19 protein-coding genes and 1 other RNA gene are annotated in these 20224 nt (G+C 43.3%); 3 read left to right on the forward strand and 17 right to left on the reverse strand.

Annotated features, from left to right (window positions below):
* Positions 1-93 precede the first annotated feature (93 nt).
* Complete coding sequence (locus ADF75_RS05660) at positions 94-576, forward strand: S-ribosylhomocysteine lyase (protein WP_006596848.1); 483 nt, start codon at positions 94-96, stop codon at positions 574-576.
* A 43-nt stretch (positions 577-619) separates the two neighbouring features.
* Here the strand turns inward: ADF75_RS05660 and ADF75_RS05665 are convergent, their stop codons facing one another.
* From ADF75_RS05665 to ADF75_RS05680, 5 genes are all read right to left on the reverse strand, one after another.
* Positions 620-2059 carry a cell division site-positioning protein MapZ family protein gene (locus ADF75_RS05665; protein ID WP_048789440.1) on the reverse strand — a complete coding sequence of 480 codons (1440 nt, stop codon included), beginning with the start codon at positions 2057-2059 and terminating at the stop codon, positions 620-622.
* A complete protein-coding gene (locus tag ADF75_RS05670) occupies positions 2056-3228 on the reverse strand; it encodes a THUMP domain-containing class I SAM-dependent RNA methyltransferase (protein ID WP_048789441.1) in 1173 nt (390 codons plus the stop codon). The genes ADF75_RS05665 and ADF75_RS05670 overlap by 4 nt, the downstream gene beginning before the upstream one ends.
* A 64-nt stretch (positions 3229-3292) precedes the next feature.
* An RNA gene (rnpB, locus tag ADF75_RS10045) (RNase P RNA component class B) lies at positions 3293-3658 on the reverse strand.
* Positions 3659-3680: 22 nt separating this feature from the next.
* Complete coding sequence (gene gpsB, locus ADF75_RS05675) at positions 3681-4025, reverse strand: cell division regulator GpsB (protein ID WP_006597079.1); 345 nt, start codon at positions 4023-4025, stop codon at positions 3681-3683.
* 69 nt (positions 4026-4094) lie between these two features.
* Positions 4095-4622, reverse strand: a complete 528-nt coding sequence (locus ADF75_RS05680) for a DUF1273 domain-containing protein (protein ID WP_048789442.1) — start codon at positions 4620-4622, stop codon at positions 4095-4097.
* A 66-nt stretch (positions 4623-4688) separates the two neighbouring features.
* On the opposite strand from ADF75_RS05680, the gene recU reads away from it, so the two are divergent.
* Both recU and pbp1a read left to right on the forward strand, forming a co-directional pair.
* The gene (gene recU / locus ADF75_RS05685; protein WP_048789443.1) at positions 4689-5282 is read left to right on the forward strand and encodes a Holliday junction resolvase RecU; all 594 of its coding nucleotides are present in this window, start codon (positions 4689-4691) and stop codon (positions 5280-5282) included.
* Positions 5283-7406 carry a penicillin-binding protein PBP1A gene (gene pbp1a / locus ADF75_RS05690; RefSeq protein ID WP_048789444.1) on the forward strand — a complete coding sequence of 708 codons (2124 nt, stop codon included), beginning with the start codon at positions 5283-5285 and terminating at the stop codon, positions 7404-7406.
* A gap of 61 nt (positions 7407-7467) precedes the next feature.
* On the opposite strand, the gene pepC is transcribed toward pbp1a, so the two are convergent.
* The 12 genes from pepC to ftsL all read right to left on the reverse strand — a co-directional run bounded on the left by pepC (position 7468) and on the right by ftsL (position 20211).
* Positions 7468-8805 (reverse strand): aminopeptidase C, encoded by a 1338-nt coding sequence (gene pepC, locus ADF75_RS05695; protein WP_048789445.1) that lies wholly within the window; start codon positions 8803-8805, stop codon positions 7468-7470.
* 68 nt (positions 8806-8873) lie between these two features.
* Positions 8874-9425 carry a GNAT family N-acetyltransferase gene (locus ADF75_RS05700; RefSeq protein WP_048789446.1) on the reverse strand — a complete coding sequence of 184 codons (552 nt, stop codon included), beginning with the start codon at positions 9423-9425 and terminating at the stop codon, positions 8874-8876.
* 56 nt (positions 9426-9481) lie between these two features.
* The gene (gene nadE / locus ADF75_RS05705) at positions 9482-10306 is read right to left on the reverse strand and encodes an ammonia-dependent NAD(+) synthetase (protein ID WP_006596857.1); all 825 of its coding nucleotides are present in this window, start codon (positions 10304-10306) and stop codon (positions 9482-9484) included.
* Positions 10303-11760 (reverse strand): nicotinate phosphoribosyltransferase, encoded by a 1458-nt coding sequence (locus tag ADF75_RS05710; RefSeq protein WP_048789447.1) that lies wholly within the window; start codon positions 11758-11760, stop codon positions 10303-10305. The genes nadE and ADF75_RS05710 overlap by 4 nt, the downstream gene beginning before the upstream one ends.
* 197 nt (positions 11761-11957) lie before the next feature.
* Complete coding sequence (gene trxB / locus ADF75_RS05715) at positions 11958-12872, reverse strand: thioredoxin-disulfide reductase (RefSeq protein ID WP_023027724.1); 915 nt, start codon at positions 12870-12872, stop codon at positions 11958-11960.
* A gap of 58 nt (positions 12873-12930) precedes the next feature.
* Positions 12931-13158 carry a DUF4059 family protein gene (locus ADF75_RS05720; RefSeq protein WP_006596860.1) on the reverse strand — a complete coding sequence of 76 codons (228 nt, stop codon included), beginning with the start codon at positions 13156-13158 and terminating at the stop codon, positions 12931-12933.
* A gap of 195 nt (positions 13159-13353) precedes the next feature.
* Positions 13354-14097 carry an amino acid ABC transporter ATP-binding protein gene (locus ADF75_RS05725; protein WP_006596861.1) on the reverse strand — a complete coding sequence of 248 codons (744 nt, stop codon included), beginning with the start codon at positions 14095-14097 and terminating at the stop codon, positions 13354-13356.
* Positions 14094-14900, reverse strand: coding sequence for an amino acid ABC transporter permease (locus ADF75_RS05730; protein ID WP_048789448.1), 807 nt, complete (start codon positions 14898-14900; stop codon positions 14094-14096). The genes ADF75_RS05725 and ADF75_RS05730 overlap by 4 nt, the downstream gene beginning before the upstream one ends.
* A 223-nt stretch (positions 14901-15123) precedes the next feature.
* Entirely contained in the window at positions 15124-16467 is a 1344-nt protein-coding gene (locus ADF75_RS05735; RefSeq protein ID WP_048789449.1) for a DEAD/DEAH box helicase, read from the reverse strand.
* A 127-nt stretch (positions 16468-16594) separates the two neighbouring features.
* Positions 16595-17596 (reverse strand): phospho-N-acetylmuramoyl-pentapeptide-transferase, encoded by a 1002-nt coding sequence (mraY, locus tag ADF75_RS05740; protein ID WP_048789450.1) that lies wholly within the window; start codon positions 17594-17596, stop codon positions 16595-16597.
* A 1-nt stretch (position 17597) separates the two neighbouring features.
* The gene (gene pbp2X, locus ADF75_RS05745; protein ID WP_048789451.1) at positions 17598-19883 is read right to left on the reverse strand and encodes a penicillin-binding protein PBP2X; all 2286 of its coding nucleotides are present in this window, start codon (positions 19881-19883) and stop codon (positions 17598-17600) included.
* The gene (ftsL, locus tag ADF75_RS05750) at positions 19876-20211 is read right to left on the reverse strand and encodes a cell division protein FtsL (RefSeq protein ID WP_048789452.1); all 336 of its coding nucleotides are present in this window, start codon (positions 20209-20211) and stop codon (positions 19876-19878) included. Before ftsL ends, pbp2X begins: the two co-directional genes overlap by 8 nt.
* Positions 20212-20224 lie beyond the last annotated feature (13 nt).

Consider the following 20224-nt stretch of genomic DNA (forward strand, 5'->3'; position numbering starts at 1 on the left):
CTATTTCAACGGCTACTTGCCACTATCTTCTCTTGTGTTTTCTTCCAGCGCCAATTGTGCTATAATCAAGAAAAAAGAAATTGAGGAAGATACATGACGAAAGAAGTTATTGTGGAAAGTTTTGAACTAGACCACACTGCTGTAAAAGCCCCTTACGTTCGCCTAATCGGAGAGGAAACTGGACCAAAAGGAGATGTTATCTCAAACTATGATATCCGCTTGGTTCAACCAAATGAAGACTCTATCCCGACTGCTGGTTTACATACGATTGAGCACCTATTAGCTATGTTGATCCGTAAGCGCATTGATGGGATGATCGATTGTTCCCCATTTGGGTGTCGTACTGGATTTCATATGATTATGTGGGGTCAGCACGATCCAAAAACCATTGCACAAGTGATTAAATCTTCTTTAGAGGAAATTGCTGAAGCAACAAGCTGGGAAGACGTGCCAGGAACGACGATTGAATCTTGCGGAAACTATAAAGATCACAGCCTCTTTTCTGCCAAAGAGTGGTGCAAATTGATTCTCGAACAAGGTATTTCTGACGATCCATTCACACGCCATATCGTATAAATAACAAAAGACTTCTCTTTCAAAGAGAAGTCTTTTTTAATTCTTAATAATCCAATGCATCGGAATGGCCTTTCCCGTTTCCGACAAAGTAGCCGGTTTTAGCATTGATACTAAACAAATATGTTCCATCTGGCTTAAAGAGGTTGTAATAACCATTGCCGTTGATAATATTCACGCGTTCTAAGATGTATTGATCCCCAACGATATGACCACGTTCCCGGGCAATCTTCAGAATCTTCTCCAAAATACCAGGGTTAAAGGTCCATGCAGGATTGTTTACATCGTCAAGCGTTGCTTGGTTGTATGGCACCCGGCTCAAGTTTCGTTGAAGTGGCACACCAGTACTTTGAAGACCAAAGCCAGAATAGCCTGGGTTCACTCCGCCTGTCGTGTTGCCTTCAGTAGCTGGGGCTTGTGTAGGAGCAGGACTGGTTACCGTTCCTGAAGAAACTGCATTTCCACCTGTAGCACTGCCACCACCATCTGTCACGGGTGCTGGAGTCGCAACTTGTTGCGAGCGTCCTTGAGAAGCTGCATCCTTCAATAATTGGTTCAATTGTGTATTAGATGTTGACACATCTGAAAAGACTGCATCACTCTTTACCTGCGCCTTGGTATCGATGGCCCCATCCTTAATAACTGGGCTGGTAAACTGAGAGTTTACTGTTTGAATAGCAGAAACCTGCTTCACCAATTCATCGTATTTACTTTTGGCTGCATCGTATTCCTTGGTGTCTTTCAATTTATCTAAACTGGCTTTTAGTTTTTCCAAATTACCAAAAGAATCATTTTTCAACTTCGTCTGCGTGTCATCTGTAAAGAAAGCTGCATACTGATCGTTAAAATCCTTCAGCAAAGCCTCTGTATTCGTGCTCGTTGAGGAAGAAGAACTAGAGGACTTCTTGCTAGATGAGCTAGTAGAAGAGACGACTGTCGTTTCCCCTTTAGACTGGTTACGGATCCATTGATAAGACAACCAACTAGCCGTAGCAACTGCTGTCAGAGCTAAAACTGAAAACAGAATTGGTTTTACCCGGCTCTTTTTCGGTTCTTCAGGAATCTCAATTTCTTCATCCACATATGGTTCTGTTGGCTCTGGACCAAACTTAATTTTTGCAGGGCGTTCCCCAGGAATTGGATCTGGAATGCGAGTAGACGCGCCTTCTTTTTGACCTACTTCAGCCGGTGCTACTTCCTTCACTGGCTCTTCACTTGGAATCGGGTCCGTCGCATCCACAGTGGCTGCTTCCTCTGCCTCAGCCAACATTTCCTTCTTCATGACGATGGTATCAAACTTATGAGCTTCGATTTCGTCACGGTGCTGTTTGATGTATTTATCGAGGACATTATCTGTTTCCTTGACCCCTGCTTCGATTTCTTCAGCTTTGCGGTTTGCTTGGCCAATCGTCATCTCTTTGGCGTCCTTAAAATCAAGAACTGACTCTGCCTCTTGGCCCAACTGCTGTTTATCTTCTTTTGTCATATGTTTCCTTTCTCACTAGTCGCTTGTCGACGTACCCGCTCCCCAAAGAACTGATACAAGTCAACCTTTAAGGTTCCGTTATATAATTTTCTTTTTTTATCCGCTTGTCGCCCAAACTTCTTTTCAAAGTTTTCATCGCTGGTCAGGATAAATTTGCTCCAAGTCTTCAAGGGCTCAAAGACCTCTCCCATTTCAGCGTACAATTTTGTCACCCCTGCATCATCGGATAAGCGTTCACCATACGGTGGATTGGAGATAATGACCCCATTAATCTTATCTGAACGCAGATCTTGCACCCGCATTTGCTTAAAGGTGATGTCGCTCGCAACACCCGCTTTTTGAGCATTTTCTTTGGCAATCTCAACCATCCGCGCATCAATATCGGTTCCCATGATGTCTAGGACAAGGTCCCGATTGATTTTTTTACTAGCCTCTGTGCGAACTTCTTGAATCAGACGATTGTCGATCCAATTCCACTCTTCAAACGAGAAAGTCCGTCTCAAGCCCGGTGCTATCTGGCGAGCCATCATCGCTGCTTCGATACAGAAGGTTCCTGATCCACAAGTCGGATCAACCAAGGGCTTGTCTGGGTACCAATTGGAAAGTTGAAGAATGGCTGCCGCCATATTTTCCTTAATAGGAGCTCCCCCTTTTTCCGTCCGATAACCACGTTTGAAGAGGCTACTACCAGTCGTGTCAATCAGGACAGTAGCTTGGTCTTTAAGGATCGATACTTCGATCTTGAACTCTGCTCCATTTTCTATTAGAGGAACACCTTCTGGTCGGGCATAGTGTTTTTGCAACTTTTTGACAACTGCCTTTTTCGAAATCGCTTGTACACTCGGTTCGTTATGCAGTTTGGATTTGACACATTTTGCTTTGGAGATAGGGAAACGCGCTCCTAAAGGGAGGTATTGGTCCCAATCCAAGGCAAAAACTCCTTGAAAGAGTTCTTCAAAGGTACGGGCAGGAAAGGATCCTACGACGATCTTGATTCGGTCTGCAGCCCGCAACCAAAGATTGGTTTCGATGATTGCACGAACATCGCCTTTGAAACGGACTCGTCCATTTTCCACTTGGCAATCGTAGCCGAGCTCTCGTAATTCACGCCCAACCACTGCTTCTAATCCAGCAGCAGCTGTCGCAATTAATTCAAATTGTTTTTTCATTTGTTCCTCATTGTTTAAAAAAGGAGGTTGAGATTTCTCTCCCCCTCACCACCTATATGCAATTTTCTATAAGCCATGTTTTGTTCCAGAAATGACTAGGTACCATTTCCTTCGATAATCATCTGTCTACTGTTTCCAGTCAGAATGCTATGTTCGTTTCCATGCATCCCATGCCCCGACCAAAGTTTGGGTTGCTAGCTTGAGGGGTTTACCGCGTTCCACTTTTTAGGTTTCCCTAAAAACTACGTCACTGTGGCACTTTCAGAGCTAGTAGAACTTATCCTAAGACTTAGCCCGTTCGCTCGCCGTAACTTGAAGATCAAGTCCCTAGGCTTATGGATTCACCTAGCACAAACACTACAGGCATCACAGCCTGTGCTAGCATGGACTTTCCTCATGAGAGAAAGCTCTCACGCGATTATCCAAAAATTGCACGATTCATCTTTTATGTCTTAAAAATCACGATCTACGACTTGTTTCCCGAAGACTTCTTTTTCAAGACGATTTAAGCGTTTCAAAATATCGAAGTTTGTCGTAGTAGTGACCTGAGGAAACTCATGCTTTGGAGCAGATTCAGGAACTGATGGACTCGGAGTTGCTTGGCTCGTTTTCTTCGCTAATTCTTCACGGAGCCGAGCATTTTCTTCTTTCAATTCCTTCACTAAGGCAGCATAGGTTTCATAGTCTTTGATGACATCATCCAAAAACTCATTTACCTCAACTTTACTAAATCCACGAACTTCTTTTTTGAAATCTTGATCAAAAATATCTTTCGCAGTAAAAATAATACTTGCCATCATTCTCTCCGTTCTAGTTAATCATAATCATTATATAAAAAATGAGGAGCAAAAATCAAGGTAAATCACTTATTTTTCGTAAATTTTTTCCGCTACTTCATTTAAGTCATCAAAGTTTAATCTTTTGACATGATACTGATCCATTTCTAGCATCATTTTGTAAAGATATTTGAGATTTGTTTCGTGTTCTGGATCGTAAAATAAATAAGCGCCATCTGTATTTTCTAACAAAAATGTATTGTATTCTTTAAATTGGCCTGGCTGGCTATAAGAGGGATAGGCATACTTGACAAAATCAACCTGCTTAAAGCGACTAAGGAGTTCTTGATTGGCCTCATTCCAGTTCTCTCCTTGGTTTTCAAACATAAAAATCGTGGCCAACTGTATCTCGTATTCTTTTTTTAATTCCTGGGCAACCTCCAAGGCCCAGGCTTCAAAACCTAGATTACCCGTAAAAATCAGCCACTTGACGCCCTCTTCCAAAAAACGGACTAAATCCCTGCGAATCGTCTCTTTAATAATGGGAAGTCTAGGGTCCTTTGCTGTCAGAATTCCCAATTCAAATGCCTTGTAACCTGTAATCAGTAAACTATTCATTATTTCCCCTCCCTTCTTCATTTTGTGATATAATAGAGTGATGTAATTGTACCAATAAGGAGAATTATGGTCAACTATCCTCACAAACTTAGCAAGAAATCTTCTTCGCCCATCCAGAGGAAGCAACGTGTAAACTTTGCCAATCGGGGGATGACATTTGAAAAAATGATCAATGAGAGTAATCACTACTACCTTTCCAGAGGGCTAGCGGTTATTCATAAAAAGCCGACCCCCATCCAGATTGTAAAGGTAGACTATCCTCATCGCAGTCGGGCAAAGATTGTGGAAGCTTATTTTCGCCAGGCGTCTACCACAGACTATTCTGGTGTTTACAAAGGGCACTACATTGATTTTGAAGCAAAAGAGACTCAGCAGAAACAATCTATGCCGATGAAAAACTTTCACCAGCACCAGATTGATCACATGGCTGCAGTCGTTCAACAGGGGGGGATTTGTTTTGTGCTCTTGCATTTTGCAAAGCTCAATGAGACCTATCTACTGCCTGCTCCTTCCTTAATCGACTTTTACAACATCGATCACGGCAGTAAATCTATGCCATTAACCTTTATACAGGAAAATGGTTATCGTATCGAGACAGATCGCCTTCCAAGCGTCCCTTATCTCGATATTATCGAACAGAATCTACTAGGCGGTAATTAAATGAATAAACAAACAGTTATCCAATGGTTAAAATATGCAGCGATTGCGGCTATTTCCTTATTTTTCCTTTTACTTATTCTGGGTGGATTGGTATTTGGATACTATGCCGCAAAAGCACCGACTCTTTCTGAGAAAGACCTCGTCGCAACGACATCCAGTAAAATCTATGACAATCAAAACAATCTAATTGCAGATTTGGGTGCTGAAAAACGAATTAATGTGAAAACCAATGAAATCCCAACAGACTTGGTCAATGCGATTGTGGCGATTGAAGACCACCGCTTTTTCAACCACAGAGGGGTCGACTTTATTCGTATTGGAGGAGCCTTCTTCAGTAACCTCCGAGGAGGTCGCCAAGGGGGATCTACTCTTACACAACAGTTGATCAAACTCACTTACTTCTCTACTTCGTCGTCCGACCAAACCCTATCTCGGAAAATCCAAGAAGCTTGGCTTGCTACTCAATTAGAGCAAAAAGCAACCAAACAAGAGATTTTGACCTACTACATCAACAAAGTCTACATGTCTAACGGAAACTACGGAATGCAAACAGCTGCTCGTAGCTACTATGCAAAAGACTTGAAGGACCTTTCTCTGCCACAAGTGGCCCTATTGGCCGGAATGCCTCAAGCACCGAACCAATACGATCCTTATACCAATCCGGAAGCTGCTCTCCAACGCCGTAATCTGGTTCTTAAAGAAATGTTGGATATGAAGTCCATTACAAACGAGCAGTACGAAAGTGCCGTCAATACACCTGTTACCGATGGCTTGCAAAGTCTAACCGGCTCAAGCAACTATCCTGCTTATATGGATAACTACCTCAAAGAAGTCATCCAACAAGTCGAAGAAGAGACAGGCTACAATGTCTTGACAACTGGTATGGATGTCTACACCAACGTCGATACCGCAGCTCAAAAACGTCTGTGGGATATATACAACTCTGACGAATATGTCAATTATCCAGATAATGAGTTGCAAGTTGCTTCTACTATCATCGACGTGACAAACGGAAAAGTCATTGCTCAGTTGGGATCCCGTCATCAATCATCTAATGTATCCTTCGGTACTAACCAAGCTGTCGAAACGAACCGAGATTGGGGATCTTCAATGAAACCTATCTCAGATTATGCTCCCGCAATTGAATATGAGGAGTATAACTCCACTGGAGTAACCATTCCTGATACACCTTACAACTTCCCTGGTACAAATACGCAATTTTATAACTGGGATAGACAGTACTACGGCAATATCAGCATGGTCTATGCTCTCCAACAATCCCGTAACGTTCCTGCGGTCCGGGCTCTTGAAAAAGTTGGTTTGAAGAAGGCTCAGAAATTCTTGAGCAGCATGGGGATTGATTATCCAGAAATGGTATATGCAAATGCCATCTCAAGTAATACCAGTGACTCTAGCAACAAATACGGGGCTAGCAGTGAGAAAATGGCCGCTGCTTATGCAACCTTCGCAAATGGCGGTACCTATTACAAGCCTCAATATGTGAATCGGGTTGTCTTTAGCGATGGTACAACGAAGAACTTTGAAACCTCTGGAACACGAGTGATGAAAGAAGCCACAGCTTACATGATGACAGATATGTTGAAATCAGTTATCACAGCTGGTATAGGATACAATGCAAATATCTCTGGTCTTTATCACGCTGGTAAAACAGGTACCTCTAACTATGACGACAACGAATTAAAAAAACTGACCAAGGACTACAATTACTCAAGTATTGTGACACCTGATGAATCGTTTGTGGGGTACACCACGCAATATTCTATGGCTGTATGGACAGGATATACCAATCGCTTGACTCCAGTCCTAGATGATGGAATCAAAGTCGCGACGGATGTCTACAAACAAATGATGCTGTATTTGTATGAGCAAAACGGATCAGGTAGCGAAGACTGGACCCAACCAAGTGGCGTATACCGTAGCGGTTCCTACCTCTATCTCAATAATGGTAAGAATAACTACAATAAATACAATTACTATTATGAGCCAAGTGTCGAGCCAAGCACTGACGCAACAGAAGATAGTTCAAGTTCTAGTTCATCTAACTCAGAAGAGAATTCTGAACACACAGAATCATCTTCTAAAGAGAATGAGCAAAATCACTAATTAGACCACACTATATTAATAAAACACGATTGTTCTTAACCAATCGTGTTTTTTATGTATCTTATTTAAAAGCCAAGGCACCCATCGGATCCCATGGAGCCAAGACGATTGGCTCTGCCTCATAAGCAGCCAATTCTTTCGCTGTCAACAGTTCCTTGCGGACAACGATTTGGTAGGTGTATTCGTCCATCCAGGCGTCAGAAGCTACAAAGTAGCCATCTGTTCCAACTTTGTCTCCCCAAGAATTTTCAACCTTCCATTTGAGAGGGAGTCCAGCTTCATCCAGATCCACACCAGTCAAGACCATAGCATGGGTCATAAGACTTTCCGCATAATCCAAACGCCCTGCCTTATCTTGAGTCAGCTGGATATCCATTCCCGCTTCAAAGTCATAGACATCTGTTGCCAGGATTCCAGCTTTGCGGTTGCTGACTTGGCCGACATCCGATCCAAACCAAACAGTTTCCCCAGCTTTCATTTGGGCAATGGCCAATTCTTTCAAGCGCTCCATCGGAACGTTGAGGTATCGGACTTCACGGCTACCGACCACATTCCCCAGCATCTCTACTGTGTAAGACTGACCATAAGGCTTGTCGGCCGTAGGCGCATTGATAACAGAAACGTAGTCCTCCAACTGAAGATCCACATATTTTTTGTAAAAGCTTTGAGGTGTCAAGCCAGACTCTGTGTGGAAATTATTGTCCTTATCGCGATAAGAGAAACTAAATATACGTGGGGGCAAGCCCAGTGACATAGCCAAGAAATTAAAGATTTCTTGGAGGAGCTCTTCTTTCTTGCTTTGAACCGTTGCTAGATCTTCTCCACTCGTAAGCAATTCGCGCAGAATCTGAGCATCTTGGCGCAATAATTTATTTAAGTAGGTATTGAGCTCTCGGCTATTGCTAGATGAGATGGATTCTGGATAGACAGACTTAGGGACGACCCCATATTTTTCAAAGAGGGAAACGACCATATCCCATTGACCACCATCTTGTTGAGGAGTTTGAAGGAGGAAGGCCACCTTGCGGCTGGTTAAATCCTGATCCGCTGTCGCAATGATTTGTTCCAAGAACCAGTTGGATTTTTCGTACTTGTCCCAAAAGAAAGTGTGAGCTTGAGACAACTCAAAGTCTTCCAATTGGAAGCTCGCAATCATTTTATGACGGAAGGTATTCAGAGCCGCAAACATCCAGCAACGACCAGAAGCTTTCTGGTCCGTCACCTTATCCTTGGTCAAATCAAGAGAAAAGACGGGTGTGTTTTCTACTGCACTTTTGCGTGTCTCTAAAGCTGCATGAATCCCATTGTGGGTGATGGCATTTTCAAGAGCCGCAAATTTCACATTTGCTTGGTAATTCGCATAGAGTTGATCTGTAAATTCTTGTGTTAATTCTGACATAAAATTCTCCTTTGTAAAGCTACTTACCATTATAGACCATTGGCTAAAATCTTCAAGTAAAAATTGTTTTAAAGGTCAGAAGAATGGATAGTGTAGATTATTTGATCTCCGACATAGCCTTTTCTGGCAACAGCATTTGGGAGAGTAGCTAGATATTGCATCCCAGCTTTTTCCATAACACTTCCCGAAGCAGGGTTCAAACTGACATACTTGGCCTGAACTTCCTTGAATCCCACCTCTATCAACAAAAAGTGTAAAACAGCCTGGAGAGCTTCTGTCATCAGACCTTGACCCCAAAACTTCTTCCCTAGAATATAGCCGACTTCACACAGTTCTTTTTGTGGATCCTGAGAAACGACACTGATATCACCTATCACTTGTGCGGGATCATCTTTCTTACAAATCGCCCATTTGTAGGTATTTTCCTCTTGGTAATGAAGGAGCCATCTTTCGATCGAAGCTCGAGTCACTTGAGGATTTGGATGGGGATCCCAAGTCACATATTTAAGATTATCTGCATCAGATGCCCAATTTTCAAACATTGCCTTTGCATCCTCTACAACAAAGCATCTTAATAATAAACGCTTGGTTTCCAGTTCAATAGTACCCAATTTTCTCATCTACTTTCCTCCTATTCTGTTTAAAAAAAGTCGGCTCAACCGACTTTTCTTTCCTATCAACGCCAGAAGGTATCAAATACCGTAATCGGTAGATGACGTTTGTGTTGGCCTTTGTGCCACCAGTTTTCAATAGTTGCTTGAGCTTCTGGGCTAACTGATTTCCCTTCTAGGTAGTCATCAATTTCTGCATAGGTCACCCCAAGAGCTACTTCGTCAGCGATACCTGGCTTTTCCTCTTCCAAATCTGCAATCGGTACCTTCTCATACAAGGCAGGATCAGCTCCCAGTGCCTGAAGCAACTGCTTGCCTTGGCGCTTATTAAGGCGGTAGAGAGGAAGGATATCGGCTCCGCCATCTCCAAACTTGGTAAAGAATCCAGTGATGTTTTCGGCTGCATGGTCTGTCCCAATGACGGCTCCGCTATAGGCACCTGCTAGAGCGTACTGAGCAACCATCCGACTCCGTGCCTTGATATTGCCCTTGTTAAAATCTGAGACATCTGTTCCTGTCGCTTCGACAGCACGCTCCATGGCATCGACCGATTCCTTGATGTTCACGACCAGGCTGACGTCCGGCTGGATGAAGGCCAAGGCCTTTTGGGCATCTGCTTCATCTGCTTGGACACCGTAGGGCAAGCGGACAGCAACAAACTGATAACTAGCATCTCCAGTCTCTGCACGCATTTCCTCCATGGCTAATTGAGCCAGGCGACCCGCTAGGGTCGAGTCCTGACCTCCCGAAATTCCCAAGACAAAGGTCTTTAGAAAAGGATGTTTTTGCAGGTAATCCTTCAAAAAATCAATCGACCGGCGAATCTCTTCTTGAGGATCAATGACTGGCTTGACCCCTAATTGAGCAATAATGTCTTCTTGTAGGCTCATTCTTCTTCACCTCCCAAGGCTTTCTGACGCATTTGATCAATGAGGTCCATCTTATCTTGCCATACGTCCTTGGCCAAGTCAACTGGGTAATGTTGTGGATTGAGGACACGTTTGTATTCGTCCCAGAGCTTGTCGAATTCCTTCCGAGCATAGGCTTGGATATCCATCAAGGTTGGCAATTCATAGACTTGTTCCCCATCTTTGAAAATATCGACCAAGAGCGGGATGGCGTCAAAATCACGAACTGTCTTCTTGATATAGGTATAGGTCGGATGGAACATTTTGATTTCTGTCAGTTCATTGACATCCACTCCATCGTAAGTGATGTAATCCCCTTCTGATTTACCTTTTTCCCGACTGGTAATCCGCCAAACTTGTTTCTTCCCTGGCGTTGAAACTTTTTCAGCATTGTTAGACAGTTTGATGGTATTTCGCATTTGACCATTTTCATCTTCGATAGCAACAATCTTATAGACTGCTCCGAGCGCTGGTTGGTCATAAGCTGTGATCAACTTGGTTCCGACACCCCAGACATCAATCTTAGCCTTTTGCATCTTCAAGTTGAGGATGGTGTTCTCATCCAAATCATTTGAAGCGTAGATCTTCGCTTCTGTGAAACCAGCTTCATCCAACTGCTGGCGAACCTTTTTCGAGATGTAGGCAATATCTCCAGAGTCAATCCGCACTCCTAAGAAGTTGATACGATCGCCCATCTCACGCGCCACCTGAATCGCAGCTGGAACTCCGATGCGTAACGTATCATAGGTATCCACTAGGAAGACACAGTTGCGATGGGTCTCAGCATAGGCCTTGAAGGCTTTATAATCATCGCCATAGACCTGCACCAAGGCATGGGCATGGGTCCCAAGGACAGGGATGTCAAAGAGTTTTCCTGCACGTACGTTACTGGTCCCGCTAGCGCCTCCAATAACAGCTGCACGGGTTCCCCAAATAGCCGCATCCATTTCGTGCGCTCTACGAGTTCCGAACTCCATCAAAGGTTCGTCTTCGATCACAGCCTTGATCCGAGCGGCTTTTGTGGCAATCAAGGTTTGGAAATTGACAATATTGAGGAGGGCCGTTTCAACCAACTGACACTGGGCAAGCGGTCCTTCTACTTGGACAATCGGCTCATTGGCAAAGACCAGGTCCCCTTCTTTGGCAGAACGAACAGTCAATTCCATTTTGAAATTTTTCAAGTAATCCAGGAAGGCTCCTTCGTAGCCTAAGGATTCTAAGTAGGCAATATCCGACTCTGAAAAACGTAGATTCTTCAAATAGTTGACAATGCGCTCAAGACCTGCAAAGACGGCATAGCCATTTTTGAAGGGTTGCTGGCGGAAATAGGCTTCGAAGACCGCCTTTTTATTGTGTATGCCTTGCTCAAAGTAAACCTGCATCATATTGATTTGATACAAATCAGTATGGAGAGTTAAACTATCATCTGGGTACATATTTGATCCCTCTTCTTTTTTACGTCATGGCACCAGTCACGCTCTGTCAACTGGCACAGTCCAAAATAATTTTAAACACATTATAGCACATTTTAAGCAGGACTACATGAGTTTAATCCGGGTTAAGCCTCATTTTTATCGTAAAAAAGAAGGGATCTTCGCCTCTTTCCATCAGACGAACATCCCTTTCTTCTCTCTTATTCTTCGTGTTCAGTAATATATTTATAAGCTTCTTGACCGGCGACAGCTCCGTCTCCAACCGCTGTGGTGACCTGACGAAGATCTTTTTGGCGGACATCTCCAACCGCAAAGACACCCGGCACGGAGGTCTTCATGTGATCATCCGTGATCACCCAACCTTGGTCGTCTAGAATACCGAGGTCTTTGGCAAAGTCACTAACAGGATCCAAGCCCACATAGATAAAGACACCCCCAGCTGCTTGCTCGCGAACCTCACCTGTTTGAACATCTTTTAAGACCAGACTGGTCACACGGTTGTCCCCTTTGATCTCTTCGACCACTGTATTCCAAGCAAAGTGAATCTTTTCATTGGCAAAAGCACGGTCTTGAAGAACCTTTTGGGCACGTAGGGCATCGCGTCGGTGAACAATGGTAACAGACTTAGCAAACTGAGTCAGGAAGATTGCCTCTTCAACCGCAGAGTCTCCTCCACCAACAACCATGAGGTCTTCATCCCGGAAGAAGGCACCATCACAGACGGCGCAATAAGAAACCCCACGACTATTTAATTCTTCTTCACCTGGAACTCCCAACAAGCGATGGTTAGAACCAGTCGCAATAATAACGGTCTTAGCTTGTAGGAGGCCATCATCTGTCGTAATTTCCTTGTAGCTTCCTTGATCCACAATATTTTCGGCTCTACCGAACAAGTGTTCCACACCTAGGGCTTCTAGTGGCTCGAACATTTTTTCAGCCAATTCAGGTCCACTGATATTGGCATAGCCTGGATAATTCTCGATATCGGATGTATTGTTCATCTGTCCGCCAGGAATTCCAGCTTCTAACAAGGCAACCTTTAGATTGCTACGGGCTGCATACAAGGCTGCAGTCATACCCGCAGGTCCTGCACCGATAATCAGTGTATCATACATAAGCTTCTCCTTTTGTTGTAACTATCTTGATTCTAACTCCAATTGAACTATTTTGCAATTATCTTGCTCGAAGAATAAACAGAACTCCAATGACTGCAAAGGTGAGGACTGGAATTGTCATAATATCAATCAATAAAATATCATAGAGGTGTAACTGGCGTTCCTTAGCTGTTTTATCCGTCTTACGAGCTGCTCGCAAGCCTATCCAAATAGCTGAAGCAACCAACACCCCAATTGAAGTGATGATTAGGCTCTCGATATAGAGAGATAGCAATTGGTTTAACATAAGATCTCCTTAGTATCCAAGATTGGAATGAGGGGACGAGATGCCGATTCGTTTCGTTCACTATTAAATCAACTTGAAACTTCTATCTTCGCGGAAAAATGAACTACTACTATTCATCTTTTCCTGAGGCACCTACTCAAAGAAAAATCCGAGTCTGAAACATCGCGTTCCAGACTCGAGCTCTTATATATTATATCAAACAAATGTTCGTTTGTAACTAGCAAAGAATTCTTTTGTCCGCTCTTCTTTAGGAGCTTTCATTATCTCTTCTGGTGTCCCAGATTCAATAATTTTCCCCTTGTCGAGGAACAAGACCTTGTCTGCCACCTGGGAAACAAAGCTCATATCATGACTGACAAGAATCATGGTTTGACCTGCCTGAGCTGCTGCTGCGATAGCTTTTTCTACCTCTCCGACCAATTCCGGATCGAGGGCTGAAGTTGGCTCATCCAATAAGAGGACTTCCGGCTTCATGGCTAGGGCACGTGCCAAGGCCACCCGCTGTTTCTGCCCTCCTGACAAATGACGAGGGTAATGGGTTTCGCGGTCCGACAGACCGACTTTTGCGAGTTCTTCTTTGGCAATCTTGGTCGCTTCCTGGTCGGATAAGCCTTTGACGACGATTAGTCCTTCCTTGACGTTGTCCAAGCCTGTCTTGCGGCTGAAAAGATTAAACTGTTGAAAGACCATAGCTAGCTTTCTTCGAAGGGTCAGGATCTCGTCCTTGCTGATGTTTTCAAAGTCTACCTTTTCCCCATTGATCTCAATGCTGCCACTATCCGGAGCTTCCAGATAGTTCAAGCTTCTCAAGAAGGTTGATTTCCCAGCTCCAGAAGAACCGATCAAGGCAACAACTTCCCCTTTTTGAACTTCCAAATCGAGATGGTCTAGGACCACTTGACCGGAAAAAGATTTTGATAATTGTGAAATCCGAATCATGCTGCTCGTTCCTCCTCTTGCAAGGTTTGGGTAACAATTTTTGGATCTTTGATAGAGAGTACCTGTTCGATCCAACGTCCCAATTGTTCAATCAAAATATTAATGGCCCAGTAGATCAATGAAACAGAGATAAAGCGCTCGAAATAGCGACTGTCATTCCCCGACATAATCTTGGCTTGGGCAAAGATTTCCAAAACTCCTGCATAAAAGGCCAAAGAAGTCCCCTTGGTCAAACCAATCAAAGAGTTGATCAAGGTCGGAGTCGCAACCACGGCTGCATTTGGAATAATAATTCGACGATAAACTTGGGCATTGGTCATGCCGAGACTCTTCGCCGCTTCGATTTCACCCGCATCAACAGATAAAATCGCTGCCCGAATGGTCTCACTGGCATAGGCTGCCTCATTGAAGGCAAAGGCTACAATGACAAATAAATGGGCTGGCACATCGTTGATATTAAAGGCTGTCCCATATTGTTGGTTAATGGCCTTCAACAAGAGCGGGATTCCATAGTAGGTCAGCATCAACTGGACCAAAATTGGTGTTCCTCTTAAAAAACTCACAAACAAGGCTTGGACAGGGTAGAGGATTTTTACCCGATTGATTTTGACAATGGCAAACAATAGGGCTAGCAATAAACCAAAAAAGGCTCCTGCCAAGGTTAACAAAATCGTATTTGGAAGCTCTTTTAAAATTCCGGGAATAGCTTCAAAAACGACGCGTAGATTAAAGATTTCTCCTTCTGGTATCCATTTTAAAAACTCTTCGTACCAGCCGGATGCCAGATAAGTAGTTGTAAACATCTTCGTTACTTCCTCCCTCGATAATGAATCATTCTATCATATTTACAGTTAAAATGCTGAGTTTTGCTATTGATTGTTCGTAAATCATGCTTCAGGTCTGATGTGATAACAAGCAAGCATCTCCCGCAAAAGCAAAAAATAGACTATCTATAGATAGTCTATCACAAAATAAATCAGCGACCAAATAGTTAATTTTTATGGAAATCTTTAAATTTCTTTATCACTAAAAGGTTTGGCGTTTAGCCTTTCTTTCTGCCCGACCGCGAGCGCGGTTCTCAGCTCGCTTGGCTTTCCGACGTTTCTCGTCCACGGCCCATTTGATTTTTTTCTTGTAGCCTGGTTTGATTTTTTTCTTTTTCTTCTTGACCAAGCCAATCATCTCAATATCGAGTTTTTCTTGGCGTTTTTCACGATTAGCCCGACGATCCCGGTCATAGGTATCCTCGATAGCCCCACCCTTCAAGACCTTAGGTACAAATTGAATCCCCAATTTTTCAAGCTCCCGAATGTCTGAGTCATCACTCGGTTGATAGAGGGTAATAGCTGTACCAGGAAGGCCATTCCGACCAGTCCGGCCAACGCGGTGGACAAAGAAGGACAAATCTTGTGGAATGGCATCGTTGATGACATGACTGACCCCTTCAATATCAATACCACGCGCTGCCAAATCTGTCGCAACGATATATTCAAAATCCAGGTTTTTGACTTGGTTCATAATCCGCTTACGCTCCCGTGGAGGAACCCCTCCATGGATTTTAGCGACTTTAAGGCCCTTTTCTACCAAATAAGCATGCAAGTCATCTGCTCTGTCCTTGGTGTTCACAAAAATCATAGCCAGATAAGGTTGAAGAGCCTGGGTTAGTTGATAGACTTGCTCATTCTTATCGCGCCCTTTTGTCGATACCAACCAGTTATCAATGGTGTCCGAGATCACCGTTTTGGTTTTGATCTGCTCCATGACAGGGTTGGATAGGTATTTCTTCAAGAAAGGTTGCAACTTTTGCGGAATCGTAGCAGAGAAGACCAAGAATTGGAGTTGTTTGGGAAGACTGGATGCAATCTTATCTACCGTCGTCAAAAAGCCCATATCGAGAGTCATATCAGCCTCATCGACCACAAAGGTATGGGCCTTATGAATGGCTAAATCTCCAGAGGCAACCAAATCATAGATGCGTCCTGGTGTCCCAATCACGATATGCGGTTGAGCCACTTGGAGCTTATCAATCTGACGAGCCTTATCAGTTCCGCCAACATAGTTAGCAATCCGAATTTCCTTTTCACAGTGGCTAGCAATCTGACGAGCCGCTTGGTAAATCTGTGTGGCCAACTCCCGACTAGGCGCTGTAATGACCACTTCGACATTGCTACTATCCTCATTTAAGGTTTGAAAAATTGGCAAGAGGAAAGTATGGGTCTTCCCTGATCCTGTTTTGGATTCACCGACCAAATCTCGACCTGCTAAAACAATCGGGATGAGTTTTTCTTGAACTTCTGTCGCTTCAATAAAATTAATCTCTTTTAAGGCCTCTTGGATATAGTCCTTAAACTTAAAATCTGTAAATTTCATTCTCTTATCCTTTCATCATCTCTACTATTATATCAGAAAAGTCCTCTTCCCGCTCTTCTTTTGGACAGCAATTCCTCCCCAGCCAAAAAGGCTGAGATAGAAATCCCAACCTTTTATGATTCATGTCTTATGAATTGATCAGATAGTAGATCAAGAGGGTCAAGGCGCTCATTCCTGCACCGACACTCCAGAGAAAGGCATCGACCTTCCACTCAGACCATTTAGGACCATTACCTGACAGACCACCTAATTCTAAATGGTGATGGAAAGGCGTCATGCGGAAGATTCGGCGTCCTTCCCCTGTCCTTTTCTTGGTCCATTTGAAATAGGACACTTGGAGCATGACAGAGCTAGTCTCAAAGACGTAGACAATCCCAATCAAGAGCAAGGTCCACTCTACGTGGAGAGCCATGGATAGAGTCGCAAGCATCCCACCTAGTGCTAGGCTTCCAACATCTCCCATGAAAATCTTGGCCGGCTTGTGGTTGTAGACGAAGAAACCTAATAGAGCTCCAATCATACTGATGGTCACAAAAAGGATATCGATTCGTCTTTGCCAAACAGCGATGATGGAATAAGCGATCAAGCTGATGGTTACCGAAATGCTTGCCAAGCCATCAATCCCGTCCGTTAAATTGACTGCGTTTGAAAAACCAACCAACCAGAACAAGGCAAAGATAATATAGAAATGTCCCAAATAGACATCCCAACCAAAGACATTGAGAAGACTACCGCCTCCATGGCGTTCAGAAAAGAGATAGAAAATGATTCCTCCCACCAATTGCAAGGCTAATTTTTGCTTGGGATTTAACCCTTCATTGATCTTACGAAAGACCTTTAAGAAGTCATCCAAGAAACCGACGATTCCATACAAGACCAAAATAAAGAGGATCAATTGAACAGGACGCGTAAAGTTCCCAGTTAGGAAGCTAAAGACAAGGGTGACAAAAACTGAAGTGATCAAGAAGACCACTCCCCCCATAGTTGGAGTGCCTGCTTTGGCTTTGTGTTGCTTCACATCTTCGTGCATTTGTTGGCCCGAAATATGGGCCCGTTGATAGAAACGGATAAAGGCAGGAATGCCAATAACCGTTAGAATAAATGATACTACTAGGGTAGCAAGTAACATATCAATCTCCTAATGTAATTGTTATTTTCTTCGTCTTCTTTAAAGCAGTTTCTACTTTGACGTTTTGTTTGCTCACACGAGAACCTTCCCCTTTATAGGTGATCTCAATGCCCGTCCATTCCGCAAATTTATCAACATTTTCCTTGGTCCATCCATACATATCCGGAACTGAATCCAAGTCATCTGTTAATAATAACACTTGCTCATTTGCTTTTAATTTCGTTCCTGCTGATACAGACATCTTTTTAATATTCTTTCCAGTTCCTAGGACAACAGGCTGGATCAGATTGCGACGCAGTTCATCTGCGAAGCCACCTGGGCTGATGGTCTGCTTCAAGTTCAATTCTTTCGACAAGGATTCTGCCGACGGCATCTTATAGGTGTCCTCTTTCGTGACCCCATCCAAGGCTTTGGTTTCCGTTACTAGATTCAACTCATCCTTCAAAGCAACCGCATCTTCCAAGACTGGATTGACTAGTTCTTGCCAACTGGTCGGACTAAAGCTGATCTCAGGTTGTTGAACCGTCACATACATGATAAAATCTGGATCCTCGGCAGGCGTCATGACTACAATGGAGTTGATATTGTTATTTTCTCCATCCAAATACCCGTTAGCCGTCGCAATTTGGGCTGTCCCCGATTTAACAGCAACATTTTGTCCAGCTACTTGGATAATGGGACCATCCGATGAATAGAGGGTACCAAATTGAGGATCAGTCCCTACCGTAATCATGTAATTACGGGTCTGTTGGGCAACCGAAGCGGGTACTGGATTGCCGACAATCTCTCTTTGTGATTTACGAGCAGTTTCATGCTTGCCGTCGTAAATCGCACTGATAAATTTAGGCTCCAACATTTCCCCATCATTTGCAATGGCAGAAAATGCACGCAACATCTGCGTTTGGGTCACCGAAATCCCTTGACCGAAAGAAGACATGGCTTGAGTGACATAGTTATCTCCTGGTAGGCCTCCAAAACCTTCGTCTCCCATTCCAAAACGTGTAGGAAGTCCGAACTTAAAGAGTTTGAGGTAATTCATCCAGACATTATTGCCCATCTTCTGTTCAAGCTTGGTCATCCCAATGTTACTTGAATAGGCGAAACCTTGGGCAATATTCATATAGCGACCTTCTGACAAGCCCTTATTGACATCCCAGTCACGGATCGTTGCATCTTTTACTTGTAGTTCGTTATTGTAGTATACCTCATTATAGGCTGGGAAGGTTCCATGATCAATCGCCGAAGCTAATAACATGACCTTCATCGTTGAACCCGGTTCATATTGATCTTGATAAAGGATGGTATTCCAGGTTCTCAGATTCTTAATATCCAAGCCTTCTTTGGTATCTGCATTATAGGTTGGACGTTGCGTCGTTGCAAGGATTTCCCCTGTTTTGGCACTGACCAGGGTCGCACTGACATATTTACCTTTCACCTTTTCTTGGAAGACATCCATACGCGTTTCGAGATAGGTTTGAAGTTCCGCAGAAAGGGTTGTGTAGACATCCTTCCCATCTTCTGTCTTCACGGCAACCTTATCTGATCCCGGCACAATATTTCCGTTGCGATCCTTTTCATAGGTCACGACGCCATCCTGACCACCTAGGATGCGATCCAAAGACTTTTCGATTCCCGTTGTTCCCTGCAGGGTTTTATTGCCTTCTTTATCTTCTATCAATTGAGCTTGACCGATAAATTGAGAGGCAAAGGTCCCATTTTTATAACTCCGGTTTGGACTCGTCGTAAAATCAACACCTTTAATGTTGGCAGCTTCTAGTTCACTCCGGATAGCATCCATATTGCTATAGGTAATATCGTTCCCCGCTGCACCAAAAGAAACCTGGTTGAGCTTCTTCTGCGACAGTTGTTGGACGACATAGTCTTTTTCCATGCCCAAATAACGATTAAAAACATCTGCTACTTGGTTGTATTGACTTTCTTCAACGTATAAAACTTCACCTTTTGCCGATTTATAGGTTTTGTCGATGATCGCATAAACATTATAAGTCGTCGCATCTTCAGCAATAACAGCTCCATTTCGGTCATAAATTGTTCCTCGTTTGGCTGGAACAATCTCTGTTTTCTGATGGACTTGATGGGATAACTCAGATAAATTTTTTCCGAATTTGCTATCTGTGCCTATAATAACTGCAAAATTAATGAGAAATATGAAGAAAACAAGAATGGAAAGCAAACTTAAATTCTTAGCTACTTGCCGACGATTTTGGTCTGGAAGTTTCCTTTTTTTAAGGGAATAACGAATGATTTTCTTCTTTAATTTACTCATCGCTACTTGAACTCACCACTTTTCGATTTTCTTTTTGGAGGGTCATCCCCTGAGAACTAGCTAACTTAGACAAGCGTTCATATCGAGTCAACTCATTGACTTCTTGTCGGATATCTTCTAGTTCAGTCTCTTTTGTTTTTAATTCTGTATTGAGGTTGGTTAATTCACTTTGAACTTGTAAAATCCGCGTTTGCATAAAAATAATACTAACCGCCAGAACAATCGCTGTTAGGATAATAGAACCATAAAATGCTTTTTCCACTCTTGAAAAGCGACGAATTCGTTCTTGGAGTTGATTACTACGGGATTGTGATGGTTGATCTGCCATTCGTTGTTTCCTC

Source organism: Streptococcus sp. 1171_SSPC (genome assembly GCF_001069335.1).
Classification (GTDB): domain Bacteria; phylum Bacillota; class Bacilli; order Lactobacillales; family Streptococcaceae; genus Streptococcus; species Streptococcus xiaochunlingii.